The sequence below is a fragment of the Synechococcus sp. Minos11 genome (assembly GCF_014279855.1).
Taxonomy (GTDB): Bacteria; Cyanobacteriota; Cyanobacteriia; order PCC-6307; family Cyanobiaceae; genus RCC307.
This window is the reverse complement of the sequence record NZ_CP047953.1, coordinates 1199477-1223270: the sequence shown is the minus strand read 5'-3', so window position 1 is coordinate 1223270 and position 23794 is coordinate 1199477. Positions and strand designations below refer to the sequence as shown.

Here is a 23794-nt window from a genome sequence, read left to right as displayed (position 1 = left end):
GTATGCACGGCCCCGTTGATGGCGGACCCTCAGATCGAATCTGTTCTGCAAGAAGAGCGCGTCTTTGCTCCACCGCAGTCCCTCTCTGCTGAGGCGGCCGTTGGCTCCTTGGAGGCCTATCGCGCCTTGGTGGCCCAGGCCGACGCTGATCCCGATGCTTTCTGGGGAGAGCAGGCCAAGGAACACCTGCATTGGTTCCAGCCCTTTGAGCAGGTGCTCGATTGGAGCAATCCCCCCTTCGCCCGTTGGTTCGAAGGCGGCACCACCAACCTCTCCTACAACTGCCTGGATCGCCATCTCGATGGCCCCCGGGCTGAGAAGACAGCTTTGATCTGGGAGGGCGAGCCTGGCGATGTGCGCCGCTTCAGCTACCGGGAGCTCCACGCTGAGGTTTGCCGCGCTGCCAATGCCCTCAAAGCGCTGGGGATTGGCAAGGGCGATTTGGTCGCCCTCTACATGCCCATGGTGCCGGAGGCAGCCATAGCGATGTTGGCCTGCGCCCGCATTGGTGCTCCCCACTCGGTGGTGTTTGGTGGCTTTTCCGCCGATGCCCTGCGCGATCGCCTGATTGATGGGGAGGCCAAAGCGGTGATTACCGCCGATGGTGGCTTCCGCAAAGACAAGCCGGTGGCCTTGAAGCCGGCTGTGGATGAAGCCTTGGCGGGTGGTGCGGTGCCGTCGGTGCAGGCGGTGTTGGTGGTTCAGCGCACCCAAGGCGCCGTGACGATGGAAGCGGGCAGAGACCATTGGTGGCACGACCAGGTGCCGCTGCAAGCGGCGGATTGCCCTGCTGAGCCGATGGCCAGCGAAGACCGCTTGTTTGTCCTCTACACCTCCGGTTCAACCGGCAAGCCCAAAGGGGTGGTTCACACTACGGCTGGCTACAACCTCTGGGCCCACCTCACCTTCCGCTGGATCTTTGATCTCAAGGAAGACGACGTGCACTGGTGCACCGCCGATGTGGGGTGGATCACCGGCCATAGCTACATCGTTTACGGCCCGCTTTCCAATGGCGCCACCACCGTGATGTACGAGGGTGCGCCAAGACCCTCTAAGCCAGGTGCGTTCTGGGAGCTGATCGAGAAACACAAGATCACGCTCTTCTACACAGCACCCACGGCGATCAGGGCCTTCATGAAGAGTGGCCGTTCGGTGCCCGATGGCTACGACATGAGCTCCCTGCGCATCCTCGGCACGGTGGGAGAGCCGATCAATCCTGAGGCTTGGATCTGGTATCGCGATGTCATCGGCGCCAACCGTTGCCCGATCATCGACACCTGGTGGCAAACCGAAACCGGTGGCGTGATGATCAGCCCCCTGCCCGGGGCGACGCCCACCAAGCCTGGATCGGCAACCCTTCCCCTGCCGGGAATTGCTGCCGATGTGGTGGATGCCTCCGGTCAGTCGGCTGGTGCCGATGAGGGTGGCTTCTTGGTGGTGCGCCGGCCCTGGCCGGGAATGATGCGCACGGTGCATGGAGATCCCGATCGCTTCCGCCGCAGCTATTGGGAACACCTGCGTGCTGCTGATGGCAGCGCGATCTACTTCGCCGGTGATGGGGCCCGCCGTGATGGCGATGGCTACTTCTGGGTGATGGGCCGCGTTGACGATGTGATCAACGTCTCTGGCCACCGTTTGGGCACGATGGAAATTGAATCGGCGTTGGTGAGTCACCCTGCTGTGGCCGAAGCCGCGGTGGTTGGCCGCCCCGATGAGCTCAAAGGGGAGGGCATCGTCGCGTTTGTCAGCCTTGAGGGGGGGCGCCAAGGCAGCCCCGAGTTGATGGCCGAGTTGCGGAAGCACGTTGGGGCTGAGATCGGTCCGATCGCTCGCCCTGATGAGATCCGCTTCAGCGACGCCCTGCCCAAGACCCGCAGCGGCAAGATCATGCGCCGGATCCTCAGGGCCCTAGCCGCTGGTGAGGAAGTCAGCGGTGACACCAGCACCCTGGAGGACCGCAGCGTTCTCGAGCGGCTACGGGCTGAGGGTTGAGCCCATGGCGTTTGCCCTGAGTTTTCTGCAGTTGTTGCTGGGGATTGCCCTGCTGTTCGCCGGTGGCGAGTTGTTTGTGGCTGGCTCGGTGGCGTTGTCGCTGCTGTTTGGGATTCCCCAAATCGTGATTGGCCTGACGGTGGTGTCTTTTGGCACCAGCGCGCCGGAGTTGTTCGTCAGCCTGCTCTCGACCCTGCAAACCGGTGGCAGCACTGAAAGCATCGCCGTCAGCAATGTGGTGGGCTCCAACATTTTCAATCTGCTGGTGGTGCTCGGTGCCAGTGCCCTGGTGATGCCGTTGAGGGTTCAAAGCCGCTTGATCCGCAGGGATGTGCCGCTGCTGCTGGCCATTTCGATGGCGGCCTGGGGCATGGCCTCGTCTGGCACCCTCACCTGGGTGGCTGGTTTGGCCCTGCTCACCGTGCTGCTGATCAACTTGATTTGGGAGGTGCGAACGGCTCGTGAAGAAGGCGCTGGTGATGAGCCTCTCGAGGACGACGCTGCCGCCCCCCTGCCGGTGGCCCTCGGTAAGGGCTTCTTGGGCTTGGTGTTACTGGTCGTTGGCTCCCAAGTGTTGGTGAACGGGGCCACGGGCGCAGCTCTGGCTTTGGGCGTCAGTCAAACGGTTATTGGCTTGACCATCGTCTCGGCCGGCACCGGCATGCCAGAACTCGTTACGTCCTTGGTGTCGGTGTATCGGGGGCGAACGGATCTGGCGATCGGCAACGTGGTGGGCAGCAACCTGATGAATCTGCTGCTGATCCTTGGTGGTTGTGCCTTGGCCACTGGTGGCAGCGGCCTGGCCGTTGATCCGGTTTTGATCAGCCGTGATTTCCCCTTAATGGTGGCGGCCACCTTGGCTTGCCTGCCGATCTTTTGGAGTGGAGGGGTGATCAACCGCTTGGAAGGTGCGGTGTTGGTGGTGCTCTATGCCCTCTATTTGGTGGAGCAAGTGCTCAGCAACACCATGCCATTGGGTGATGAGGATCCCTTTCGTTTGGTGGTGTTGGTGGTGGTGCTGCCGGCTGTGCTGGTGTTCATCGCCTGGAGCACGCTCAGCTGGCAACGCAGCCGGAGGGCGTGAGTCCAGGGCCTTGCTTCCACCAGCGTTCAATGTTTTCGGCCAATTGATCGAGCTGGCGTTGCCGCTGCTCATCGCCAAGTCCTCCCAACCACTGCTGGCGTAAACCTGCGCTGGCTGGGGTGAGATGGTCGCCGCTGAGTTCCACCAGTTCCACCTGCTCTCCGATGGACTGCAACTGCCGCAGTAACGGGCGGCTCTGATCGAGCTGATCTTGGCGGAAGCGGATCAACAGACGCTGGCGGCGATGCTCTTGGCTAGTGATCAGGCGCAGGGTTTCCTCGGGTCCTGGGCTGAATTCACTGCGTACACCCAGGCGCGGGGCCAGTTCCCCCAGCAATGGAATCGAGCGATCTGCTGAGAAGTTGTTGAAGCTCAGCAGGGCTTCCCCACGGCAGCCACGCCCTTGATCGGGGGCGAGCAAGTGCAATTTGCAGCCCATGCTGTGGCCCAAGCGCAACACCGGCAGGTCGTTTTGGCGCTGGCTGCGAAAGCTTCGCCAGGCTTGGACAGCCAAGAGTTGGTGGTCAAAACTCGGCAAGTAGGACCAGCACTGCACCAGCCAGCCCCGGCGACTGACCGCTTCAAGCAACCGTTTGTAGCTCAGTTGCGGGCTCGCGCCTAAGCCACTGCCGCCAAGAAACTGCACCACCCCCTTCGGTTGGGTTGGACCCACGGTCCACAGCTCACCGCGCTGGCGCCAGGTCGGCATTAGCCCTTGAGTTGTTGCAGGGTTGCCATGGCTTGGCGCACATGGGCGTTGGCATCAAGCATCTCGTCAAACACCAGACGCACCACACCGCCGCCATCGATCACATACGTGACGCGACCTGGGATGACAAACAGGGTTTTGGCAACGCCAAAGGCGTCGCGCAGCGCATTGCCCTCATCTACCAGCAACGGGTAAGGAAGCTGGAACTTGCTCACAAAGCGGCGGTGACTGCCTGCCCCATCACCACTAACGCCCCAAACTTCAGCGCCAAGCGCTTGCAGGGCAGCGTATTGATCCCGGAAACCGCAGGCCTCGATGGTGCAGCCGGGCGTGTCGTCCTTTGGATAGAAAAACAGCACCAGAGGTTTGCCGCCCAAGTCGGCGAGGCAGCGCTCCACTCCGTTTTGATCTTTGGCTTTGAACGGAGGAGCTTGATCGCCAACAGCGATGGGCATCGAATCGATCCTTAAGCCACTGCACGACCATAAACATCTCGCTGGCGCAACGGATGGGTGGCTGGGACCATGGGCTGCAGCCGGGCGTAAGCAATGTCTGAATCGCTGGAATCCCCCTGGCAGCAGACCTCCTTGCTTCCCCTGGTGGCACCACCGAAGGTCAGCGCTGATCAGCTCTTAATTCTCGACACCGAAACCACGGGTTTGGATCCCGAGGTCGATCAGGTTCTGGAGGTGGGAGCCATCTTGTTTTCGGTGCCGCAGCGGGCCGTTTTGGCGCAGCTGTCGTTTCTGCTCCCAGTGGAGGCCAACGCTGCTGAGCCCCTCAATGGCATTCGTGCCGGGGCGACGCAGGCTCCCCAGCCGTGGCAGCCAAGCCTGCAGCTGTTGCAGCAATTCGCCAGCTGCGCGCAGTTGGCTGTGGCCCACAACGCGGCCTTTGATCGGCAATGGTTTGGCCATGGGGCCTTGCCTGATTTGCCACTGCCCTGGCTTTGCACCATGGAGGACATCCATTGGCCTGCCGATCGTTTGCTGCGTCCGCGGCCGTCGGTGCGGGATCTAGCGCTGGCCTACGGGGTTCCGGTGTGGGCCGCCCACCGCGCCCTCACCGATTGCATCTACTTGGCTCAGGTGTTTGAGCGTTGCGATCAGCTTGAGCAACTGATTGCTGAGGGCCGTGAGCCTCGCCATCTCTATCGCGCTCAAGTGAGCTACGACGAACGGCATCTCGCTCGTGAAGCTGGATTCCGCTGGAACGACCCGGTGCACGGTGCCTGGAGCCGGCGGTTGAGTGAACGCCAGTTGGAAGCGTTGAAGTTGCCCTTCAACGTGGTGCCTGTGGCCAGCTGAGGTTCGAGGGTTTCTCTTCAGCACTCCGAAAACCTTTGGTGTGCTTTGCACAGATGCGTTTTCCAGCACCACGCTGGAACTATGCAGAGCTCTGCCTCCATCAGTTTGCGGCTGGCCACGTGGCAACGGGCCCGCACCCTGGCTCGCCTAATCCGCGAGGCCGAGGACCTTTGGCATGTGGATGTCAAAGATTTGCGCCGCCTCGGTGCTCTGGAATTGGATCAGTTGCTGCATGAAGTGCCCGCCAGCCTTAAGCCTCGCGTGAACCGCTGGCTTAAGGGTTATGGCGCTGCCACGCGGCTGCACTGAGCGTCAGCTCAGTTCTTGCTCAACGTTGGTCTTGATGGTGCAATCGCTGGTGGGATAGCTCACGCAGAGCAGGGCATAGCCCTGGCCCATTTGATCGTCATCGAGAAAACTCTGATCGGCTTGATCCACCGAGCCGCTCACCAATTTTCCGGCGCAGGTGGAGCAAGCCCCCGCTCGGCAGGAATAGGGAAGGTCGACTCCTGCTTCTTCAGCAGCATCAAGGATGTAGGTGTCATCGGTGCAGCTGAAGCTGCCTCCACCCTCGATGGAGATCGTGTAGGAGCCCATGGAAAAGCAATGCCTCCTTTGTTGGTAGCAATGCGATCACCAGTGGGCATAAAAAAACCGGCCGAAGCCGGTTGAGGGTTAACGATGGATCGGAGCGGCGGGATTTGAACCCACGACCCCCACTACCCCAAAGTGGTGCGCTACCAAGCTGCGCTACGCCCCGTTCAGCTAGAAGCTATCACGACGCTGCCTTGTCAGCGACGGCGTTTCAGCCGCTTCAGCAGCTTGCCGTTGAGGCGGTCCCGTCCCATGGCTGCGTAGCCCCGTAGTCGCAAGCCCTGGGCTAGCTGACGCAGCTGAGCCAGGCTCATGGAGGCCAATAGCAATTCGGGCACTCGGCGCCAGGCTGCGGATGTGGCGGGCAAGGGCTCACCGGTTTCCGGGTTCTGCAAGCCAGCCAAAGCGCCGCCAGCGATCCATTCCGGAACCAGCACCATCAACACGGCCAAGAGGCCATAGAGCTCAACCAGCCCTCGCGGCAGAGGGTGGAGGGTTTTTAGAGGGCTGTCTTGGTGCTCTTCACTCACGCCTGCTCAAAACGTTGACAGCGTCGGCGCGAGATTAAATCTTCAATCTCAATTTCATCACCGCGGATGGTGACGCTGAACTGGCTATTGGAATAGCGCTTCAGCAGTGGACTTTGCTGATCGCGGAAGAGGTTCATTCGATACCCCCGCATGAAGAGGGAGGCTTGGCTGTCGTTTCGTTCGATCAACACCTTCTCTTCTTCCCCACAGCGATAGCGATCGCTGCGGTCGTAGTGCTCCCACCAAGGGGATGGCCCCGCCCAGGCAGCGGTGGGGGCCAACAATCCCAAGAGGAGTGCGGCCTTAAATCGCGATTGGGGCATTCTCACCACGCAGCACACAGTGGCTCACGCTCCAGTCGTAGTTGGTCCACACCTGCGATGGAAGCTGGTAGGTACAGCCCTCGAAACGGCCTAGCGCCACCTTGGTGGGCATGGCTGAGCAATACGGACGGCTGCCGGGCTTGGCCAAATACTGCTGGTGGTAGCTCTCAGCGGCGAAGAACGGCACCCCCTGCCGGATTTCTGTGGTGATCGCTGCAAATCCAGCAGTGCTGAGCAGCTCCTGGTAAGCCTTGGCACTGGCGCTGGCCAGTTCAATCAAGGCGCTGTCGTTGGCGTAGATCGTTGAGCGGTACTGACTGCCGCAGTCATTGCCTTGCCGGTCCCCCTGGGTCGGGTCGTGGCATTCCCAAAACAGCTTGAGCAGATCACTAAACCCGATCGTGCTGGTGTCCCACACCACGCGCACCACTTCCGCATGGCCTGTGCGGCCGCTGCAGACCTGTTCATAGCTGGGATTGGCAGCGCCGCCGCCCGCATAGCCCACCGCGGTGGTCACCACACCTGGTAGGCGCCAAAACCCTTTTTCGGCGCCCCAGAAACAGCCGCAACCAAACAAGGCCTCCTGCTGCCCTGGCTCGAGCGGAGCATCAATGGCGGTGCCTAACACCACATGCACACCGGGTTGAGGAGGCGTGCCGCCGCGAAGCCAATCCAGCATCAGAGTTCAGCTGCGTTCTGAGTTGCCTGTGGTTCTAGGGCAATGTGATTCAGCAGCGTGGTCGTGAAGGCAAAGAGCAAGAACGGCAGCGACAACACCAAAATCAAGCCCACACCGAGCAGCGCAAACAACGGCCTGCTTGCCCCCATCAAGCCCAAAGCGGTGGCCAGGCTGGCGAAGATCACTCCCATCCAGGCCAACACCTGGGCGTAGATGTCGCCAAAGGTGAGGGTGCAGTGCACGCGATAAGGACCCATCGCTCCAAAAGCCGTTCGTCCCCCTAGTCAAGCCATGGCCTCCGGCTGGGTCTTCTGGGTGGCTGAGTTCTTCAGATTTCAGGGCCTTTAGGCCGCCTCCAGCTGTGTTGCAGCTTGTTCTCGCTCCCATAGCCGGCGGTAGGTGCCGCTCTGTTGGACCAGCTCGCGGTGATGTCCCTGCTGAACCACCCGTCCGTCGTCGAGCACCAAAACTCGGTCGCAAGCTGCTGCCGCTGAAAGCTGGTGGCTGATGAACAACACGCTGCGCTGTTGATTCAGGGTCAGTGACTGCAAAATCGCAGCGGCCGTGCGGTTGTCGACGCTGGCCAAGGCGTCATCCAGCACCAGGATCGGAGCCTTCACCAGCAATGCCCTGGCCAAAGCTGTGCGCTGCCGTTGACCGCCGCTCAGGGTGATCCCCCGCTCCCCCACCAGAGTTTCGTAGCCATTGGGAAAGGCCTGAACATCCCCCTCCAATTGCGCCTGGCGGGCCGCTTGCTGCATCTCAGAATCCGTTGCATTGGGCCTGCCAAAACGCAGGTTTTCGGCCAGGGTTGCGGTGAACAAATAGCCCTCTTGGGGCACCAAGGAGATTTTGCTGCGCAGGTCATCGAGGCTCAGGGCCGTGATGTCTTGCCCATCGATGCTGAGTTGCCCTGCTGGCACCTCCACCATGCGGCCTAGGGCTCGGGCCAAGGTGGTTTTGCCGCAGCCCACCGGGCCTACCACCGCCACCAATTCCCCGGGTTTGACGTGGAAGCTGAGGCCCTTGAGAGCATCACTGCTGCTCTCCTCGTAACGCACGTGGAGGTCATGGGCTTCGATGCCCCCGGGCCGGCTGATGCGGTGCAGCTCTTCGGGCTGGACTGGCGATTGGATGGCTGGCTCGCGTCTGAGCAGCTCTTCAACCCTCTCGAGGCTGACTTGCCCGGTTTGAAACGTGCTCAAGGTGAATCCGAGCAGGGCCGTTGGGAAGACCAGGCGCTCCACATAAAGAATGAGTGCCACCAGGCCGCCCAGCGTGAGGTTGCCGTTGGCTAGTTGGCTGGTGCCCAAGCCCAACAGCACCAACAGCGACAGCGAGCTGATGCCCTCCAGCAGGGGGAACAAGGTGCTGCGGGTGCGGGCTAACGCCAGGGCTGCATCGCGATAACGATTGCTGAGTCGGCTAAAGGCCGCTTCTTCAGTGGGTTCTTGGCGGTAAATCTTGATGGCGCTGATGCCAGAGAGGTCCTCCTGGATCAGATCGCTCAAGCTGGCGAGATCGCGTTGCTGCTGCCGCTGCTGACCCATCATCCGGCCGCCGCTGACGCGCACCACCAGCAGCATCACCGGGTAGAGGGAAATGGCCGCCAGGCTGAGCCAGGGGTCAATCGTCAGCATTGCCGGCAGCGTGAAGCTGTACACCAACACCGTGTTGGTGAGGCTGAGCAGGGCAAAGCCCAGCAATCGCCGCACATTTTCCACATCACTGGTGGAGCGGCTGATCACCTCACCGCTGCCGGTGCGTTGCACCCAGCCCGGTTCTTGCTTCAGCAGGTGATCAAAGATTTGTTGGCGCAAGGTCACTTCCACTTGCCGGCCAGCGCCAAACACCAACAGGCGTGACCACAGCCTCACGCCACCCATCAAGGTGGCGAGTCCAGCAATGATCAGCGCCTGCTGCAGCAGTTGGGGCAAAGAAAAGCCCGGTTGCAGTTCATTCACCGTGCGCTGAACCAGCAGCGGCAAGCTGACGCCAACGATGTTGACCAGCACCAAAGCCAAGGCCCCGCGCAGCAAAATCCAACGCTGCGGCCGGAGATAGCGGGCAATTAATCCCAGCTTGAGTTGGCCGGCCATCACGGTTGCGGTGATGGGCCCAAACTACGGGCTCGTTTTGCATTGCCGTGAGCCATGGGCGCGTCTCCGGAAGCCTCAGCGCAGCAGGCCCATCCTTTGGAGGCCTCCGACCGTGATCTGGTGGACGGTTTGCTGGCGGCCACAACACCCAGCGATGACCAGCTGGTGGATGCCGCCCGCTTGCTGATTCGCTACGACGGTTTTCCCGGAGCTGTGGCGTTGAAGGCTGATCTCGAGAAGGTCATCAAGCTTTGGAAACTCAGTCGTGATCAGCTGAATGCACGGGTCCAACAGTTGTGGGCTGCTGGCTATCGGCCCGGTCAAGGAGGATCGCTGGAGACCCCGGCTGTGGGCAGTGGCTTTGATGCGTCGGATTCCGAATCGCCCGCTTAAGGCTGATTGGCGTCCGGGCGACAGATTTTTGAGGCTCTAATGCGTTAAATATGTGCCGTCCCCATCACCTGGCCCAGGATGCTGTTGCATCCGGGTCTTTTTTTTGTCTGTTTGAGAGATGACCTCATCTTGGCCCCAGCTGCTGGAGTTACTGCTGCGCGGTGGTGAGCTTGAAGATGATCAAGCCGCTGCCTTGATGCAAGCGTGGTTGGCCGAAGAGTTGGAACCGGTTCAAACCGGGGCTTTTTTGGCTGCCCTGCGCTGCCGCAACTACCGTCCTGTGGAGCTGGCGGCGATGGCCAGGGTGCTTCGCGCCGCCTCGCCACTGCCCTGCCCGCGCCCAGCACTGCCCCTGGTGGATACCTGTGGCACCGGTGGCGATGGCGCCGACAGTTTCAATATCTCCACGGCGGTGGCCTTCACGGCTGCTGCCTGTGGGGTGGTTGTGGCCAAGCATGGCAATCGCAGTGCCAGCGGCAAGGTGGGCTCCGCTGATGTGCTGGAGGGTTTGGGCTTGCAGCTTCAAGCGCCCTTACAGCAGGTGGTGGGAGCGCTAGAGCAGGCCGGCATCACCTTTTTGTTTGCACCGGGCTGGCATCCAGCCCTGAAATCGCTGGCCCCCTTGCGCAAGTGTTTGGGTGTCCGCACGGTCTTCAATCTGCTGGGTCCCCTGGTGAATCCTTTGCAGCCCGATGCCCAGGTCTTGGGTGTGGCAACGGAGGACCTCCTCGAGCCCATGGCTGGTGCCTTGCAGTTGCTCGGTCTCAAGCGCGCTGTGGTGGTGTATGGCCATGGTGGTCTTGATGAGGCCAGCTTGTCGGGCACCAATCAATTGATGGTGTTGGAAGACGGCCAATTGCGCCGTGATCAGCTCGATCCGCAAACGCTCGGCCTGGCCTTGCAACCGATCGATGCCCTTTCCGGTGGTGATCTGGCCCGTAACCAGACCATTTTGAAAGCGGTCTTGCAGGGTCAAGGCAGCCAAGCTCAGAAAGATGTTGTTGCTCTCAACACGGCCCTGGTGCTGTGGTCGGCTGGTCAGGTCAGCAGTTGGCGTGAAGGGGTGCAACAAGCCCACGATTGCCTGGCTAGTGGCACGCCCTGGCAGCGATTCGAGCAGTTAGCAGCAGCCCTGACCCCTGTTGGGGGATGATCGACACAACCAGTCAATAGATATGGACGGATTGCTGGTGCTGGCCGACGGCACGGTGTTCAGGGGCCAGGGTTTTGGGGCCAAGGGAACAGCCATCGGTGAAGTGGTGTTCAACACCGGCATGAGCGGGTACCAGGAGGTCATCACCGACCCCAGTTACACCGGCCAGCTGATCACCTTTACCTATCCCGAGCTCGGCAATACCGGCGTTAACCAAGAAGACCTGGAAGCCGATACCCCCGCGGTGAAAGCCGTGCTCTGCCGCTGTTTGGCACCACAGCCCAGCAACTGGCGTAGCAGCGGGACTTTGGAGCAGTGGTTGGAGCAACACGGGGTGGTGGGCCTCAAGGGCATTGATACACGCGCAGTTGTGCGCCAGCTCCGGGAAGGTGGGGCCATCAATGGAGCGGTGAGCACCGATGGCACGAGCCCCGCGGAGTTGTTGAAGCAGGTGTTGGCGGCTCCTTCGATGGCGGGACAGAACCTGGCTGAGCGGGTGTCCACAACGCGTGCCTATCGCTGGAGTTCACCCACAGCCGCCGCTTTTGATCAGCGCCTTCAGGACCAGCCAGCCGATCGTTATCGCGTTGTGGCGATCGATTTCGGCATCAAGCGCGCCATCCTTGAACGGCTCAGCGCCCATGGTTGTGACGTTGAGGTGCTCCCTGCCGGCAGTGATGCTGACGCTGTTTTGGCGCTCAAGCCCGATGGTGTTTTCCTCTCCAATGGCCCCGGTGATCCCTCGGCGGTCGGCAGCGGCATTGCCTTGGCCAAACAGCTGTTGAGCGATCCGGCGTTGCCGATGTTTGGCATTTGTCTCGGCCACCAAATCCTTGGTCTCGCCCTCGGCGGCAGCACCTTCAAATTGGGCTATGGCCATCGCGGTTTAAATCACCCCTGCGGCGGTTCGGGTTTGGTGGAAATCACCAGCCAGAACCACGGCTTTGCCTTGGATGCCAACTCGCTTGATCCCCAACGGGTTGCCGTCACCCATCACAACCTCAACGACCGCACGGTGGCAGGACTCGAACTGCGCGATCAACCAGTGTTTGGGGTTCAATATCACCCGGAAGCCTCCCCTGGCCCCCACGACGCTGATCACCATTTCGCGCGGTTTATCAACCTGATGGCAAGCCGGCGCAACGCGGATAAGATTGAGCGCCTTTCATAGGCGTCTCCGCTCGTCCAAGGGGTCTAGGACCATCACTGATCTACAGCGACTCACTGTTTCGCTCCGGGCTGGTTTTGAGCCCCAGGATCAATGCCTCCTGTTCCATTTCACGGGGCAGTTGGATGCCTATTCCGAGCGACAGTTCCGGGATTTCATCGGCGATAACGCCCCCTCTGGTTTGAAGCCTTTGGTGATCGATCTGAGCAAGATCGATTTCATTGATTCTTCTGGCCTTGGCGCTCTGGTGCAGCTGGCCAAGCAGTGGAATGAGGGCAAGCGTCGTTTTCTGATCGTTGGCAATAGCCGTGTCGTGCAGACCGTCAAATTGGTGCGCTTGGAGGCTTTCTTGAACCTCCAGCCCGATCTGCCCACTGCCCTCGGCAACATTGCTGCTGCCTAAAGGCTGCCAACCAGGCCCAGCCCAGTTGGCTTGGCTGGGTGATGCGGTTTGGGAGCTGCATCAGCGCCGTGCTTTGGTGGCCCAAGAGGGCACGATCCAAGAGCTCCACAAACGGGCTGTCGCCCTGGTTCGGGCCGAAGCCCAAAGCGAAGCCCTCGCCAAGCTTGAACCCCTGCTCAATGCCGAGGAGCTCGACTGGGTCCGGCGTGGACGCAATGCCTGTGGCCGTGGTCCCCGCCGTGGTGACCCCAGCGTCTATGGCCGGGCCTCAGGATTTGAGACAATGGTGGGCTGGCTCTACCTCAACCAACCCGAACGGCTTCAGCAGCTGTTCCACCAGTTGGATTTGGGGTGATCGGGCCGGGTTTTTGATACCCCCTTCATGGCAACTCCTCGTCCTCGCCGTTCTTATGGCCGCCCCGATGGGGCTGGCAGGCCCCCGGCTCGCCGCGGGGGAGGCGATCGCTACGAGCGCCGTGGCGGCCCTGGAGGCGGCGACCGTTTTGAACGCCGTGGCGGACCTGGAGGCGGTGACCGTTTTGAACGCCGTGGCGGACCTGGAGGCGGCGACCGCTTTGAACGCGATGGGGCTCCGCGGGATCGCCGCTACCGGCCTGATTCCGAGGGTCGACCCAGTGGCCGGTTCGACCGTGCTGGGCGTAACAATCGCTTTGATCGTGGTGCTCGTTCGGATCGCACGGACCGCGGTGGTCGTCCAGCTCCCCGTTATGGCCGCCCTCCAAGCGACGCCAATCGTGAACCGGAAGCTGAAAGCCTGACGCCCCCGGAACACAACGATTTGGTCTGGGGTCTGCATGCCTCCCAGGCGATTCTTGAAAGCGAGCGTCCGATTCACCGCATTTGGTGCACCCCAGAGCTGCGCTTCCGCAGTCGCTTTCTGCAGTTGCTGCGAGAAGCCAAATCCTCCGGTGTGTTGGTTGAAGAGGTCACCTGGGCGCGATTGGCCCAGCTCTGCGGCGGGGCTGTTCACCAGGGGATCGTGCTGCAAACCGCGGCTGCGCAAACCCACGACCTTGTGACCCTGATCGATAGCTGCGCCGGCCTGGGTGAGGCACCGCTGCTGATGGCCGTTGATGGGTTGACCGATCCCCACAACCTCGGCGCGATCGTGCGCAGCGCCGAGGCCCTCGGTGCCCACGGGTTGGTGTTGCCCCAACGCCGCAGCGCTGGTCTGACCGGATCGGTCGCCAAGGTGGCAGCTGGGGCCCTGGAGCACTTGCCGGTGGCCCGCGTGGTCAACCTCAACCGTTCTCTGGAGCGACTGAAGGACGCTGGTTATCGGGTTGTTGGTTTGGCCGAGGAGGGCAGTGCAACCCTGGCCGAGGCTGATCTCGATGGTCCACTGGTGGTGGTCACCGGTTCCGAGGGCCAAGGTCTTTCGATGCTGACCCGGCGTCACTGCGATCAGCTGGTTCGGATCCCCCTGCGCGGGGTCACGCCAAGCCTCAATGCCTCGGTGGCCACGGCGCTGCTGCTGTATGAGGTGGCACGCCGCAACTGGATGGGTGCCCTGAAGGGCACCGACCCCGCTCCGCGGCTGCAGCGATTGCAACTGCAGGGACAGCAACCTGCAGCTGTTCCAGCAGAAGCTCCAGCCGAGGCAGCTCCTGCGGCTGAGCTACCAGCGGCGCTGGATGGGGATATTCGTCTTTAGGGCGGCCCTAGGGGTGTTCCTTCACAATGAGGTGAAATCCTTTCCCGTCCCATGTTGCGTGCCTCGGCGAACCTGTTGGGTCTGGCCTGGTGGGCCCGAGTCGAGAGTCGCAATCCTGATGTGACCTACTGGTTTGGTCCGTTCGTGCGCCGCAGCACCCTGGAGCGGGAGCTCGAGACCTTTTTGACGGACCTGCGCAGTGAATCTCCGGCCGTGCTGGAGCATCAGCTGTTGCGCACGCGCCGCAGCGAACCGTTCACCGTTGAGCATCCTCAAGGCTGATCAGCACCGGCGCCTTGATAGCGTCCAAAGCCATCAGCTGCTCTTCGCTATGCCCATCGGCGCTTGGTCCGATGCCCTCCGCAACGGCTCCGCAACAGCCAAGGAGCACAGCGAGCAGGCGCTCGAACGCATTGCAGCGACCGAATCGGAACTGAAGGCGTTCGTCAACGTCACTGGCGACCAGGCCCGGGCCCAAGCCGAAGCGGTGGATCAAGCCATCGCTGCCAAGCAAGATCCTGGCCCGCTGGCCGGGGTCACCACCGGGATTAAGGACAACCTCTGCACCAAGGGTGTCACCACCACTTGCTCCAGCCGCATGCTGGAGAACTTCGTGCCCCCCTATGAATCCACCGTCACCGAGCGGCTGTGGAAAGCGGGCGCCGTGATGGTCGGCAAAACCAATCTCGATGAGTTCGCCATGGGCAGCTCCACGGAGACCTCTGCCTTCGGCATGACCTCCAACCCCTGGGATCCAGGGCGTGTGCCTGGCGGTAGTTCAGGCGGCAGCGCGGCCTGTGTAGCGGCGGGGCAGTGTGATGTTGCCCTGGGCTCTGACACCGGCGGCTCCATTCGCCAACCCGCCAGCTTTTGTGGCGTGGTGGGCCTGAAACCCACCTATGGGCGCGTTAGCCGCTGGGGCTTGGTGGCCTTTGCCAGTTCCCTGGATCAAATCGGTCCCTTCAGCCGCACCGTGGCTGATTCCGCTGCTGTGCTTCAGGTGATTGCAGGCCATGACCCCCGCGATTCCACCAGCTTGGATGTGCCGGTGCCGGACTACAGCGCTGCGCTGAATCGCCCGATTCAAGGGCTCAAAATCGGCATCCTCCAAGAGGCTTTTGTTGAGGGGCTTCAGCCGGAGGTGGAAGCCTCGGTCAGAGCTGCTGCTGAACAGCTGGCCAGCTTGGGTTGTGAATTGGTGGATGTCAGTTGCCCGCGCTTCCAGGCCGGCATTGCCACCTACTACGTGATTGCCCCATCGGAGGCGTCCGCCAATTTGGCCCGCTACGACGGCGTCAAATACGGCTACCGCGCTGCCGACGCGGAATCGTTGAGCGCGATGACGGCCAAGAGCAGAGCGGAGGGATTTGGTGATGAGGTTCAGCGCCGGATCTTGATCGGCACCTATGCCCTCTCTGCAGGCTATGTCGATGCTTATTACAAAAAAGCCCAGCAGGTGCGCACCCTGATTCGCCAAGAATTTGACCGCGCCTTTGAGCAGGTGGATCTGCTGCTGACCCCCACCGCACCCACCACCGCCTTTGCCCCAGGCCAGCACAGCAATGACCCGCTGGCGATGTATCTGGCTGACCTGCTGACCATTCCCGCCAACTTGGCTGGGCTGCCGGCCATCAGTGTTCCCTGCGGGTTTGATGGCCAGGGGTTGCCCATTGGTTTGCAGTTGATGGCCCCGGTGCTGCAGGAGGAGCGCCTGTTGCAGGTGGCGCACCACTACGAGCAGGCGGCTGATGTGATGGCCAACCGTCCTGAGGCACCTCTGGTGGCCTAGCTGCAATCTGTCGCAGCTGGCACCCCAGATCTGGTGTGTCTCGGTAGGCTTGCTGTGTTCGATCAGTGGTTGCAGGCTTGAGCTTCGTTCCTCTGCATAACCACAGCGATTACAGCCTCCTCGACGGGGCGACCCAGCTGCCTGCAATGGTGCAGCGGGCCGTTGACCTCGGCATGCCAGCGGTGGCCCTCACCGATCACGGGGTGATGTATGGCGCCATCGAGCTGCTGAAGCTGTGCTCGAAAGCGGGCATCAAGCCGATCATTGGCAATGAGATGTATGTCGTCAACGGCAGCATCGATGACCCCCAGCCGAAGAAAGAGCGTCGCTATCACCTCGTGGTGCTGGCCAAAAACAACGTTGGCTACCGCAACCTCGTCAAGCTCACCAGCATCAGCCATCTGCGCGGAATGCGTGGTCGCGGCATCTTTGCGCGCGCTTGCATCGATAAGCACCTGCTGCAGCAATACAGCGAAGGCCTGATTGTGGCGACAGCCTGCTTGGGCGGTGAAATTCCCCAAGCGATTCTGCGCGGCCGCATGGATGTGGCCCGTCAGGTGGCCAGCTGGTACCGCGACCTACTGGGAGATGACTTCTACCTCGAGATTCAAGACCACGGCTCACCGGAAGACCGCATCGTCAACACCGGCCTGCTGACCCTCTCGCGGGAGCTGGGCATCCAACTGATTGCCACCAACGATGCCCACTACCTCAGTCGCGATGACGTTGAAGCCCACGACGCTCTGCTGTGCGTGCTGACGGGCAAGTTGCTCAGTGATGAGAAACGTCTGCGGTACACCGGAACCGAATACATCAAAAGTCGCGAGGAGATGGAGCGTCTCTTCGTTGACCACCTGCCGGCTGAGGTGGTGCAGCAGGCGCTCGACAACACCGTGTCGGTTGCCGAAAAGGTCGAGGACTACGACATTCTCGGCCGTTATCAGATGCCGCGCTTTCCCATTCCGGAGGGCCATACGCCGGTGTCATACCTGCACGAAGTCACCGAGCAAGGGTTGCGCCAGCGCCTGCAGCTCGATGCCGATTCCAGCATCGATGAGCTGTACGGCGAGCGCATGCGCCATGAACTCAAAATCATGGAGCAGATGGGATTCCCCACCTACTTCCTGGTGGTTTGGGATTACATCCGCTTTGCCCGTGACAACGGCATCCCCGTGGGGCCCGGCCGTGGTTCGGCCGCTGGATCCCTGGTCGCCTATGCCCTCGGCATCACCAACATCGATCCGGTCAGCAATGGATTGCTGTTCGAGCGCTTCTTGAATCCAGAGCGCAAGTCGATGCCTGATATCGACACCGACTTCTGCATCGCTCGGCGCAGTGAGGTGATCGACTACGTCACTGAGCGCTACGGCGATGACAAGGTGGCGCAGATCATCACCTTCAACCGCATGACCTCCAAGGCCGTGCTGAAGGATGTGGCGCGGGTGCTGGATATTCCCTATGGCGATGCCGACCGACTGGCGAAGTTAATTCCAGTGGTGCGTGGCAAGCCCGCCAAATTGGCACAGATGATTTCAGAGGATTCACCGGAGCCCGAGTTCCGTCAGAAGTACGAAAGCGATCTACAGGTGAAGCGCTGGGTCGACATGGCCCGCCGGATCGAGGGCACCAACAAGACATTTGGTGTGCATGCCGCTGGTGTGGTGATTGCCGCTGACCCCCTCGATGAATTGGTGCCCCTGCAGCGCAACAACGACGGGCAGGTGATCACCCAGTACTTCATGGAAGACGTGGAATCCATGGGGCTGCTGAAGATGGATTTCCTCGGCCTCAAGAACCTGACCATGATCGAGAAGACCCTCGAACTGGTCAGTGCCGAGCATGGGGATCGTCCCGACCCCGACCAGCTTCCTGCCGATGACCCGGAGACCTACCAGCTGTTGGCGCGCGGCGATCTCGAGGGAATCTTCCAGCTGGAATCCACTGGCATGCGCCAGATCGTGCGCGACCTCAAGCCCTCGTCGCTGGAGGACATCTCTTCGATCTTGGCCCTCTACAGGCCTGGCCCCTTGGATGCCGGCTTGATCCCCAAATTCATTAACCGCAAGCATGGCCGCGAGGCCATTGAATTTGCCGACGCCAAGCTGCAGCCGATCCTGCAGGAGACCTACGGGATCATGGTGTATCAGGAGCAGATCATGCGAATTGCGCAGGATCTGGCGGGCTACTCACTCGGTGAAGCCGACCTGCTGCGCCGGGCCATGGGCAAAAAGAAAGTCTCTGAGATGCAGAAGCATCGCGGCATTTTTGTTGAGGGGGCCAGTCAACGGGGCGTTGACGCCAAGGTGGCCGATGAGCTGTTTGATCAGATGGTGCTCTTTGCGGAGTACTGCTTCAACAAGAGCCATTCCACGGCCTATGGCGCCGTGACCTATCAGACGGCCTACCTGAAGGCTCACTACCCCGTGGCCTACATGGCCGCGCTGCTGACGGTGAACGCCGGCGTGACGGAGAAAGTCCAGCGCTACATCGCCAACAGCAACGCCATGGGCATCGCGGTGTTGCCCCCTGATGTCAACCGTTCCGGTATCGACTTCACGCCCGTGGGGCAACGCATTCTCTTTGGCCTCTCTGCGGTTCGAAACCTTGGTGATGGTGCCATCCATGCCCTGATCGCCTCACGCCAGAGCGATGGACCGTTCACATCGCTGGCTGAACTTTGTGATCGCATGGCTGGCATTGGCCAGCTCAACCGGCGCTCGCTGGAATCATTGATCCATAGCGGCGCTCTCGATGCCTTGGAGCCCGATGGCAACCGGGCGCAGTTGATGGCCGATCTGGATCTGCTGCTCGATTGGGCCACAGCCCGGGCCCGAGATCGCGCCAGCGGCCAGGGCAATCTGCTCGATCTGCTTGGTGGAGGCTCCGAAGCTGAGGCCGCGAGCGCAACGCCGGCTTCGGCCCCGAAAGCAGCCTCAGTGCCCGACTATGCGCCCACGGAGAAATTGCGTTTAGAGAAGGAGCTGGTGGGTTTCTATCTCTCCGATCACCCGCTCAAGCAACTGCAAGACACCAGACGGCTGCTGATGCCCGTTGGTCTGGGCAGCCTGTCTGAGCAGAGCGATCGGCAACGGGTGTCCACCCTGGTGATGGTGCCTGAGATGCGTGTGGTGACCACCCGCAAGGGTGATCGCATGGCGATCTTGCAAATCGAAGACCTCACCGGCAGTGCTGAAGCCGTGGTGTTCCCCAAAACCTATGCCCGCCTCAGCGACCATTTGATGGTGGACGCCCGATTGCTGCTCTGGGGGCAGGTGGACCGCCGCGATGATCGGGTGCAACTGATCGTTGACGACGTTTCACTGATCGATCAACTGGATTTGGTGGTGGTTCGACTCGATGGCCCGCAAGCCGCAGACATCACCGTGCAGCACCAGTTGCGTGAGTGCTTGCAGCAGCACCGCATCGATCCTGAAATCTTGGGCAGCCGAGTGCCGGTGGTGGCTGAGGTGCAAGCCGCCAACCAACGTTGCTTTGTGCGTTTAGGGCATCAGTTCTGCGTGAACGATGCCCAAGCGGCTGCCGCCAGCCTTACGGCTGCTCGCTTCGACGTGCAACTGCGCCATTGCGCAGCCGCTGGATGTTGACGCCGATTTGCTCAAACCCCAGGAAGCTGCCTGGCGCTTCTAGCCAGCTGCTTGAAAACAGGCCGTAGCTCAAGCCCAGCAAACCCAACAAAAAGAAGCCACCTGAGACGAGCAGCGTCAGGGCTGGTGGCACGTCGATGATTTGGCGGGAGACGAGCCAGTAGCTCACCAGGAATGAGGCCATGCCCAACGCCGTTGGTATGGCGGCACAAATGGCCACACGCCGCGCCATGCGATTGGCGACAACCGGCGGGATGGTTTGAGTGGTTTTGGGCTTGGCTTGTTTGGGAGCTGGTTTGACCGCTGGGGCGTTATTGGCTCCGAATCCGCCAGTCTCTTTGGGGCTGGCCATGGGGGCGGCTTAGCCGCGAATGCCGAGCTTTTGAATCAGCGTGTCGTAGCGCTCGCTGCTCTGGCTCTTCAGATAGCCCAGCAGGCTCTTACGGCGGCCCAGCATCTTCATCAGCCCCTGACGCGACGAGTAGTCGTGCTTATTGCTCTGCAGGTGGCCGGTCAACTGTGTGATCCGCTCACTCAGCATCGCCACTTGCACTTCCACAGACCCCGTATCTGTTGCGTGGGTCTGGTGGGAGTTGATCAGTTCTTGTTTCTTCTCGGTGTTGAGGGGCATGCGGGAGGGGAGACCCAGCTCGTGTAATCCAAAAGCATACCGTTCGCGGTTCTCTAGCCCGCTTGACGGCTCAGCCACGCCAAGCAATGCCGTAACCACTCCTCCATGGGTTGTTCCGGATCAAGGCCTTGGCTGCCCGCTTGGGCTACCGCCGCGCTCACTTCTTCTGGCCCATAGCCGAGGGCTTCCAGGGTGGCGCGCAGTTCCCGGCTTTCCGCCACCGGCTCCACCAGGCGCAGCGGTGTGGTTCCCCCCTGCTGTTGCCAGCGCTCTTGCAGCCGTGAGCGCCATTCCAGGCTGAGCCGCTCGGCGGTGCGTTTGCCAACGCCGGGCGCTTGGCAAAGCACTTTGACGTCTTCTGCTGCCATCGCTTGCAGCAAGCTCACCGCGCCCAAACCTGAGATCAGTCCCAGGGCGACCTGCGGACCCACGCCATTGACACTGATCAACAAGCGGAACAGGTTGCGATCGGCTTTGGTTTCAAAGCCATAGAGCTGTTGGCCGTCCTCGCGTTGCTGCAGATGGGTATGGACAGTCGTTGGGCTCTCCAAAGCGGTGCCTTGCCAGAGGCTCTCGCTCACCTGCAGCTCGTAACCAACCGGCCCGCAGATCAACAGAAGCCAGCAGCGGTTGCCCTCTTGCCAGCGATCACCGATCGTTCCATGCAACCAACCGATCATGCTGTGCCTAGAAGTGCTGCCATGTTGCCGTTGATCGCCGTGCTGCGCCGCCTTGTGGTGGGAATGGCTCTGTTGTTGATGCTGGTGCTGTTGCCCGCTTGCAGCGCCTCAGGGCATCCCCCACGGCAGATCTTGATGCAGGCCTTGGCGATGCAAGTGCAGTTCACCCAAGAGGACCTGGCTGCTGCACTACAACTGCCGGCCCTCAGCGGCGAGCCCAGTTTGCGCCGCATTCGGCTTGAGCAGCAGGGACGTGAAGCGGTGGAAGGTCAACAAGCCCTGCACTTGCAGGGACGCTTTGATTGGAGCTTGCCCGACGATCCGATTCGGGTGGATAGCCCCTTTGATTTGCTTTTGCTGCCTGGATCCAAAGGCCAGAGCTGGCGTTTGCTGCGACCCCCGGCCGAGGAGGGTGTTGGCTGGCGCAGTTATCCACTCACCCGCCAGGGCCTCGTTGTTGACGCTGCTGACGCCTCTGGCTAGTTCGTGAATAGAACTCTCTGGACAGATGAAATTCCCGCTGCTGGTAGCGCTGCTGGCCGTAGCCCTGCCGCTGCCGCTTCAGGCCGAGCAGCCCAACAGCAACGCAGCGGTGGATTTGAAGCAATCGCGCCCATGCGCTTGGAGTGATGGCACATCCGGCCGCTGGGTTGAGGCTGGCCGCTGCCGCATCGAGGGCTGGCAAGGAGCCGGCGAATTGCTGTTGACCGTGCAGTGGCCCTCGGGGCAGCGCAGCGTGATTGAAACCATCCCCGGTGGCGGCAAAGCTCAAGTCAATAGGCGGCCTGCATCGTTCCAGGCCTCCGCTGATGGCACCTGGATCTTTCGCCTCAGCCGCGGGGGAGCCATGCGTTTTTCTGCCAGCTGAACAGTGGCATTGGCCGATTTGTCTTAGAGAATGAGGCCCCTTCGGTGCGTCCGTGAGCGTTCCTCGGCTTCATCCCCGCACGATTGAGGCTGTCAAAGAACGGGCCGACATCGTTGATGTGGTCGGTGAGCACGTGATGCTCAAAAAGAAGGGCCGCGAATTTGTCGGCCTGTGCCCCTTTCACGACGACAAATCGCCGTCGATGACGGTGTCACCGGCCAAGCAGTTTTATTACTGCTTCTCCTGTGGGGCTGGCGGCAACAGCCTCAAGTTCCTCATGGAGCTGAAGCGCCAAAGCTTCAGCGATGTGGTGATGGAGCTGGCCAGGCGCTACTCCTTGCCGGTTGAAACGCTGGATGCCAACCAGCAAGAGCGCCTGCGGCAGCAGCTCTCTCGCCGTGATCAGCTGCACCGCGCGCTGTCACTAGCTAGCGGCTGGTTTCGTTCACGCTTGCAGGCCCCAGAGGGTGCCGCAGCGCTCGAGTATTTGCGTAAGCAGCGGGGGCTGAGCGCCGGCACGATCGAATCCTTTGAACTGGGCTATGCCCCCGAGGCTTGGGATGGGCTGTTGCGCCATCTCCAGCAGGTGGAGGGCATTGATCCCAGCTTGATGGAAGCCGCCGGCTTGGTGGTGCCGCGCAAAGGCGGCAATGGTTTCTACGACCGTTTCCGCCATCGCTTGATGGTCCCCATCCACGATCGTCAGGGCCGAATCATTGGCTTTGGCGGCCGCAGCCTCGATGGCAGCGAACCGAAATACCTCAACTCCCCTGAAACGGAGGTGTTTGACAAGGGCAAACACCTCTACGGCTTCGATAAAGCTGCCGATCCCATCCGCCGGGCGGACTGTGCCCTGGTGGTGGAGGGCTATTTCGATGTGATTGCCCTGCATGCCGCAGGTGTGCGCCATGCGGTGGCGGCCTTGGGTACCGCCATGAGTGCTCAGCAGATCACCCAGCTCTGCCGCTGCAGTGAAAGCCGCCGGATTATCCTCAATTTCGATGCCGATGGCGCTGGGGTGCGCGCTGCCCAGCGCACCATTGGCGAGGTGGAGCAGCAGGCGTTGCAGGGCCAGCTGGAGTTGCGGGTGTTGCACCTGCCAGCGGGCAAGGACCCCGACGAGTTCCTCAAGCAACACAGCCAGGCCGATTACCTCGCCTTGCAGGACAACGCTCCGCTGTGGCTGGACTGGCAGATCGAGCAGGTGCTGAGCGGCAAAGATCTCGGCCGGGCCGATCAATTTCAGCTCGCGGTTCAAGGTCTGGTGGAACTGCTGGGGAAGTTGCCCCAGTCAGCCCTGCGCAGTCACTACCTGCAGCGGGTTGCGGAGCGGCTCTCTGGTGGTCAAGCCCGCATGGCGCTGCAGCTGGAGGAAGACCTGCGTCAGCAGGTCAAAGGTCAGCGCTGGCATGGCCGCTCCAGTCGCCATGAGCAGCCAGGCGATGCCTCCTTGCGGGAGCGGGCGGAAGCCCAACTGCTGCGGCTGTATCTGCACGTGCCCAGCTTGCGGGCCACGATTCGCCAGGAGCTGCGGCAACGGGAGCTCGAGGACTTTGGCCTGCCCCATCACCGCAAGCTTTGGGCCCACCTTTCGGCCCTTGAAGAAGACAACCTCGGCGTGGGATTACTCGAGAACATCAGCCGCGGCAGCGAGCCGGGTGATCAGTTGGCTGATTTGGAGTTGCCCCGCCTGTTGTCAGACCTGCTCTTAATCGAAGATTCCCCGTTGCTGCAACGGCTCACGGCGCTGCTGGAACCTGGCGAGCTGCAGCAGCTTGGCTTGGTCAACCCCAGTGATCAGCTGCGCGGCACGACCGCGAGCTTGGAGCGTCATCGCGTGCTGCGCCGTTGCCGCCACCTGCTCGAGGCCTGGGGATCGCAGCGACTGCAAAGCCTGGAGCAGTGCATTGCGATGTTGCTGGAGAGCAAAGAGGACGAGGGGGATGCCGAAACCCGCATCGAAGCGCTGTTTCAACGACTCAACGCCGATGCCTTGCGTTTCCAAGAGCTCTATTACACCGAGCGCCAATACCTCCAACAGCTCGATCAGCAGCGATGTCGGCAAAGCGCCTAACCATTGCTTAAAATCTCGTTACATGAAATTCACAGTGG

General features: G+C 61.3%; 27 protein-coding genes and 1 tRNA gene. 16 read left to right on the top strand and 12 right to left on the bottom strand.

The genetic code is table 11. The features are described 5' to 3' along the window. Positions 1-18 precede the first annotated feature (18 nt). Positions 19-1992, top strand: a complete 1974-nt coding sequence (gene acs, locus SynMINOS11_RS06810) for an acetate--CoA ligase (RefSeq protein WP_186547492.1) — start codon at positions 19-21, stop codon at positions 1990-1992. Positions 1993-1996: 4 nt separating this feature from the next. Next, positions 1997-3076: a calcium/sodium antiporter gene (locus SynMINOS11_RS06805; protein WP_011935761.1), complete on the top strand. Its 1080-nt coding sequence runs from the start codon at positions 1997-1999 to the stop codon at positions 3074-3076. Here SynMINOS11_RS06805 and SynMINOS11_RS06800 read toward each other — a convergent pair. Together SynMINOS11_RS06800 and SynMINOS11_RS06795 are read right to left on the bottom strand one after the other, a co-directional pair. After that, positions 3048-3785, bottom strand: coding sequence for a DUF1350 family protein (locus SynMINOS11_RS06800; protein WP_186547490.1), 738 nt, complete (start codon positions 3783-3785; stop codon positions 3048-3050). The two genes, SynMINOS11_RS06805 and SynMINOS11_RS06800, sit on opposite strands and share 29 nt — an antisense overlap. Continuing rightward, positions 3785-4240: a peroxiredoxin gene (locus tag SynMINOS11_RS06795; RefSeq protein ID WP_186547488.1), complete on the bottom strand. Its 456-nt coding sequence runs from the start codon at positions 4238-4240 to the stop codon at positions 3785-3787. The genes SynMINOS11_RS06800 and SynMINOS11_RS06795 overlap by 1 nt, the downstream gene beginning before the upstream one ends. A gap of 93 nt (positions 4241-4333) precedes the next feature. Between SynMINOS11_RS06795 and SynMINOS11_RS06790 the strand changes: the two genes are divergently transcribed. Together SynMINOS11_RS06790 and SynMINOS11_RS06785 are read left to right on the top strand one after the other, a co-directional pair. After that, the gene (locus SynMINOS11_RS06790) at positions 4334-5092 is read left to right on the top strand and encodes a 3'-5' exonuclease (protein ID WP_186547486.1); all 759 of its coding nucleotides are present in this window, start codon (positions 4334-4336) and stop codon (positions 5090-5092) included. A gap of 81 nt (positions 5093-5173) precedes the next feature. After that, entirely contained in the window at positions 5174-5401 is a 228-nt protein-coding gene (locus tag SynMINOS11_RS06785) for a hypothetical protein (RefSeq protein ID WP_011935757.1), read from the top strand. A gap of 3 nt (positions 5402-5404) precedes the next feature. On the opposite strand, the gene SynMINOS11_RS06780 is transcribed toward SynMINOS11_RS06785, so the two are convergent. The 7 genes from SynMINOS11_RS06780 to SynMINOS11_RS06750 form a co-directional block, all read right to left on the bottom strand. Then, on the bottom strand, positions 5405-5689 hold the full coding sequence (locus tag SynMINOS11_RS06780) for a 2Fe-2S iron-sulfur cluster-binding protein (protein WP_186547484.1): 285 nt from the start codon (positions 5687-5689) through the stop codon (positions 5405-5407). An 89-nt stretch (positions 5690-5778) separates the two neighbouring features. After that, positions 5779-5852 (bottom strand) — tRNA-Pro (locus SynMINOS11_RS06775). A 31-nt stretch (positions 5853-5883) separates the two neighbouring features. Next, positions 5884-6216 (bottom strand): hypothetical protein, encoded by a 333-nt coding sequence (locus SynMINOS11_RS06770; RefSeq protein WP_186547482.1) that lies wholly within the window; start codon positions 6214-6216, stop codon positions 5884-5886. After that, the gene (locus SynMINOS11_RS06765; protein ID WP_186547480.1) at positions 6213-6497 is read right to left on the bottom strand and encodes a hypothetical protein; all 285 of its coding nucleotides are present in this window, start codon (positions 6495-6497) and stop codon (positions 6213-6215) included. Before SynMINOS11_RS06765 ends, SynMINOS11_RS06770 begins: the two co-directional genes overlap by 4 nt. Positions 6498-6519: 22 nt before the next feature. Continuing rightward, positions 6520-7218, bottom strand: a complete 699-nt coding sequence (gene msrA, locus SynMINOS11_RS06760) for a peptide-methionine (S)-S-oxide reductase MsrA (protein WP_186547479.1) — start codon at positions 7216-7218, stop codon at positions 6520-6522. After that, positions 7218-7475, bottom strand: coding sequence for a hypothetical protein (locus SynMINOS11_RS06755; protein ID WP_011935752.1), 258 nt, complete (start codon positions 7473-7475; stop codon positions 7218-7220). Before SynMINOS11_RS06755 ends, msrA begins: the two co-directional genes overlap by 1 nt. An 87-nt stretch (positions 7476-7562) precedes the next feature. Beyond that, positions 7563-9317 carry an ABC transporter ATP-binding protein gene (locus SynMINOS11_RS06750; RefSeq protein WP_186547477.1) on the bottom strand — a complete coding sequence of 585 codons (1755 nt, stop codon included), beginning with the start codon at positions 9315-9317 and terminating at the stop codon, positions 7563-7565. Positions 9318-9371: 54 nt separating this feature from the next. Here SynMINOS11_RS06750 and SynMINOS11_RS06745 point away from each other — a divergent pair, with 54 nt between their 5' ends. The 9 genes from SynMINOS11_RS06745 to SynMINOS11_RS06705 all read left to right on the top strand — a co-directional run bounded on the left by SynMINOS11_RS06745 (position 9372) and on the right by SynMINOS11_RS06705 (position 19503). Beyond that, on the top strand, positions 9372-9710 hold the full coding sequence (locus tag SynMINOS11_RS06745; RefSeq protein ID WP_186547475.1) for a DUF3288 family protein: 339 nt from the start codon (positions 9372-9374) through the stop codon (positions 9708-9710). A 118-nt stretch (positions 9711-9828) separates the two neighbouring features. After that, a complete protein-coding gene (gene trpD, locus SynMINOS11_RS06740) occupies positions 9829-10863 on the top strand; it encodes an anthranilate phosphoribosyltransferase (RefSeq protein WP_186547473.1) in 1035 nt (344 codons plus the stop codon). A gap of 22 nt (positions 10864-10885) precedes the next feature. Then, a complete protein-coding gene (carA, locus tag SynMINOS11_RS06735; RefSeq protein ID WP_186547471.1) occupies positions 10886-12034 on the top strand; it encodes a glutamine-hydrolyzing carbamoyl-phosphate synthase small subunit in 1149 nt (382 codons plus the stop codon). Between the two features lie 31 nt (positions 12035-12065). Beyond that, the gene (locus SynMINOS11_RS06730) at positions 12066-12434 is read left to right on the top strand and encodes an STAS domain-containing protein (protein ID WP_043738086.1); all 369 of its coding nucleotides are present in this window, start codon (positions 12066-12068) and stop codon (positions 12432-12434) included. Then, positions 12421-12789: a Mini-ribonuclease 3 gene (locus tag SynMINOS11_RS06725; RefSeq protein WP_186547466.1), complete on the top strand. Its 369-nt coding sequence runs from the start codon at positions 12421-12423 to the stop codon at positions 12787-12789. Before SynMINOS11_RS06730 ends, SynMINOS11_RS06725 begins: the two co-directional genes overlap by 14 nt. A gap of 27 nt (positions 12790-12816) precedes the next feature. Next, positions 12817-14109 (top strand): 23S rRNA (guanosine(2251)-2'-O)-methyltransferase RlmB, encoded by a 1293-nt coding sequence (gene rlmB, locus SynMINOS11_RS06720; protein WP_186547464.1) that lies wholly within the window; start codon positions 12817-12819, stop codon positions 14107-14109. Positions 14110-14160: 51 nt separating this feature from the next. After that, on the top strand, positions 14161-14391 hold the full coding sequence (locus SynMINOS11_RS06715; RefSeq protein WP_011935744.1) for a DUF1816 domain-containing protein: 231 nt from the start codon (positions 14161-14163) through the stop codon (positions 14389-14391). A 49-nt stretch (positions 14392-14440) separates the two neighbouring features. Continuing rightward, positions 14441-15898 carry an Asp-tRNA(Asn)/Glu-tRNA(Gln) amidotransferase subunit GatA gene (gatA, locus tag SynMINOS11_RS06710; protein WP_186550753.1) on the top strand — a complete coding sequence of 486 codons (1458 nt, stop codon included), beginning with the start codon at positions 14441-14443 and terminating at the stop codon, positions 15896-15898. 77 nt (positions 15899-15975) lie between these two features. Beyond that, complete coding sequence (locus SynMINOS11_RS06705) at positions 15976-19503, top strand: DNA polymerase III subunit alpha (protein ID WP_186547462.1); 3528 nt, start codon at positions 15976-15978, stop codon at positions 19501-19503. Here the strand turns inward: SynMINOS11_RS06705 and SynMINOS11_RS06700 are convergent. Genes SynMINOS11_RS06700 through ruvA form a run of 3 tightly spaced genes read right to left on the bottom strand, consistent with a single transcriptional unit; the run spans position 19448 to position 20814 of the window. Next, a complete protein-coding gene (locus tag SynMINOS11_RS06700) occupies positions 19448-19855 on the bottom strand; it encodes a PAM68 family protein (RefSeq protein ID WP_011935741.1) in 408 nt (135 codons plus the stop codon). The genes SynMINOS11_RS06705 and SynMINOS11_RS06700 overlap by 56 nt on opposite strands. A gap of 9 nt (positions 19856-19864) precedes the next feature. After that, on the bottom strand, positions 19865-20134 hold the full coding sequence (gene rpsO, locus SynMINOS11_RS06695; protein ID WP_011935740.1) for a 30S ribosomal protein S15: 270 nt from the start codon (positions 20132-20134) through the stop codon (positions 19865-19867). 53 nt (positions 20135-20187) lie between these two features. Further along, positions 20188-20814, bottom strand: coding sequence for a Holliday junction branch migration protein RuvA (ruvA, locus tag SynMINOS11_RS06690; RefSeq protein WP_186547460.1), 627 nt, complete (start codon positions 20812-20814; stop codon positions 20188-20190). Positions 20815-20835: 21 nt separating this feature from the next. Between ruvA and SynMINOS11_RS06685 the strand changes: the two genes are divergently transcribed. The 3 genes from SynMINOS11_RS06685 to dnaG are packed head-to-tail and all read left to right on the top strand — an operon-like array spanning position 20836 to position 23756. Continuing rightward, positions 20836-21297, top strand: a complete 462-nt coding sequence (locus tag SynMINOS11_RS06685) for a hypothetical protein (RefSeq protein WP_255445332.1) — start codon at positions 20836-20838, stop codon at positions 21295-21297. A gap of 25 nt (positions 21298-21322) precedes the next feature. Beyond that, positions 21323-21682 carry a hypothetical protein gene (locus tag SynMINOS11_RS06680; protein ID WP_011935737.1) on the top strand — a complete coding sequence of 120 codons (360 nt, stop codon included), beginning with the start codon at positions 21323-21325 and terminating at the stop codon, positions 21680-21682. A gap of 52 nt (positions 21683-21734) precedes the next feature. Further along, positions 21735-23756 (top strand): DNA primase, encoded by a 2022-nt coding sequence (gene dnaG, locus SynMINOS11_RS06675; RefSeq protein ID WP_186547456.1) that lies wholly within the window; start codon positions 21735-21737, stop codon positions 23754-23756. Positions 23757-23794 lie beyond the last annotated feature (38 nt).

Excerpts from the sequence above, each read along its gene's own strand:
- acs (WP_186547492.1), top strand. The coding sequence starts at position 19 with ATGGCGGACCCTCAGATCGAATCTGTTCTGCAAGAAGAGCGCGTCTTT.
- SynMINOS11_RS06805 (WP_011935761.1), top strand. The coding sequence starts at position 1,997 with ATGGCGTTTGCCCTGAGTTTTCTGCAGTTGTTGCTGGGGATTGCCCTG.
- SynMINOS11_RS06800 (WP_186547490.1), bottom strand. The coding sequence starts at position 3,785 with ATGCCGACCTGGCGCCAGCGCGGTGAGCTGTGGACCGTGGGTCCAACC.
- SynMINOS11_RS06795 (WP_186547488.1), bottom strand. The coding sequence starts at position 4,240 with ATGCCCATCGCTGTTGGCGATCAAGCTCCTCCGTTCAAAGCCAAAGAT.
- SynMINOS11_RS06790 (WP_186547486.1), top strand. The coding sequence starts at position 4,334 with ATGTCTGAATCGCTGGAATCCCCCTGGCAGCAGACCTCCTTGCTTCCC.
- SynMINOS11_RS06785 (WP_011935757.1), top strand. The coding sequence starts at position 5,174 with ATGCAGAGCTCTGCCTCCATCAGTTTGCGGCTGGCCACGTGGCAACGG.
- SynMINOS11_RS06780 (WP_186547484.1), bottom strand. The coding sequence starts at position 5,689 with ATGGGCTCCTACACGATCTCCATCGAGGGTGGAGGCAGCTTCAGCTGC.
- msrA (WP_186547479.1), bottom strand. The coding sequence starts at position 7,218 with ATGCTGGATTGGCTTCGCGGCGGCACGCCTCCTCAACCCGGTGTGCAT.
- SynMINOS11_RS06755 (WP_011935752.1), bottom strand. The coding sequence starts at position 7,475 with ATGGGTCCTTATCGCGTGCACTGCACCCTCACCTTTGGCGACATCTAC.
- SynMINOS11_RS06750 (WP_186547477.1), bottom strand. The coding sequence starts at position 9,317 with ATGGCCGGCCAACTCAAGCTGGGATTAATTGCCCGCTATCTCCGGCCG.
- SynMINOS11_RS06745 (WP_186547475.1), top strand. The coding sequence starts at position 9,372 with ATGGGCGCGTCTCCGGAAGCCTCAGCGCAGCAGGCCCATCCTTTGGAG.
- trpD (WP_186547473.1), top strand. The coding sequence starts at position 9,829 with ATGACCTCATCTTGGCCCCAGCTGCTGGAGTTACTGCTGCGCGGTGGT.
- carA (WP_186547471.1), top strand. The coding sequence starts at position 10,886 with ATGGACGGATTGCTGGTGCTGGCCGACGGCACGGTGTTCAGGGGCCAG.
- rlmB (WP_186547464.1), top strand. The coding sequence starts at position 12,817 with ATGGCAACTCCTCGTCCTCGCCGTTCTTATGGCCGCCCCGATGGGGCT.
- SynMINOS11_RS06715 (WP_011935744.1), top strand. The coding sequence starts at position 14,161 with ATGTTGCGTGCCTCGGCGAACCTGTTGGGTCTGGCCTGGTGGGCCCGA.
- gatA (WP_186550753.1), top strand. The coding sequence starts at position 14,441 with ATGCCCATCGGCGCTTGGTCCGATGCCCTCCGCAACGGCTCCGCAACA.
- SynMINOS11_RS06700 (WP_011935741.1), bottom strand. The coding sequence starts at position 19,855 with ATGGCCAGCCCCAAAGAGACTGGCGGATTCGGAGCCAATAACGCCCCA.
- rpsO (WP_011935740.1), bottom strand. The coding sequence starts at position 20,134 with ATGCCCCTCAACACCGAGAAGAAACAAGAACTGATCAACTCCCACCAG.
- ruvA (WP_186547460.1), bottom strand. The coding sequence starts at position 20,814 with ATGATCGGTTGGTTGCATGGAACGATCGGTGATCGCTGGCAAGAGGGC.
- SynMINOS11_RS06685 (WP_255445332.1), top strand. The coding sequence starts at position 20,836 with ATGTTGCCGTTGATCGCCGTGCTGCGCCGCCTTGTGGTGGGAATGGCT.
- SynMINOS11_RS06680 (WP_011935737.1), top strand. The coding sequence starts at position 21,323 with ATGAAATTCCCGCTGCTGGTAGCGCTGCTGGCCGTAGCCCTGCCGCTG.